1 protein-coding gene and 1 pseudogene are annotated in these 612 nt (G+C 46.4%); both read right to left on the bottom strand.

The window, feature by feature from the left end; genetic code table 11:
• Positions 1 to 189: NAD(P)/FAD-dependent oxidoreductase (locus tag R7044_RS26445; RefSeq protein ID WP_225456142.1), on the bottom strand; the 189-nt coding region annotated here is incomplete at its 3' end.
• 8 nt (positions 190 to 197) lie between these two features.
• Positions 198 to 612, bottom strand: a pseudogene (locus R7044_RS26440) (SAM-dependent methyltransferase); the annotation flags it as partial.

Genomic DNA, 612 nt, shown 5'->3' with positions numbered 1-612 from the left:
CTCTGTCATTCCGGCAAGTTCAACCACCTCCATACAAGCTGGAAGTAAGCTTTCGCCAATTGAGAAACGAGGGAACGTCGCTTTTTCGATCACGACAACATCAATACCACGAGATTTTAGCAACGCAGAAACGGTGGAACCCGAAGGACCTGCGCCAACGACGACAACTTGCTTGTGCTCTGTTTTCATTCTTTATACTAGCTTGCTTGGAGTTTTAATAAGGTATGTCCGAGGCCAATGTTGTCCGTTCTTTCCACAACAGAGAGACCTGCTGCTTCAACAATTTCTAGGAAATCATCACTACGGTAGAAACGGCTATTACCATTGGCTAGGCAGGTAAAGTAAAGCGAGGTAGCATTTAAGCTGTACGACGCGCCCGCGTATTTCTGCGCATCCCAAAACAGTTCGAGAACGTAAACGGTATCGCCCGCGCTCAACTGCGCCTTCACTTTCTTCAAAATATTTAAAATTTCAATTGGAGAGAAACAATCTAAGAACTGGCTCATCCACCAAATATCGGCATGATCAGGCAATGTTTGGGCTTTATCAAGCATATTGGCAGGATACGGATGCACGCGCTCGCTGAGCTGATTCTCTGCCACGTTCGACATC

It is taken from the genome of Vibrio sp. 1402, from assembly GCF_033340275.1.
The sequence above is the reverse complement of the archived record's forward strand: the minus strand, read 5'-3'. Positions and strand labels throughout refer to the sequence as shown.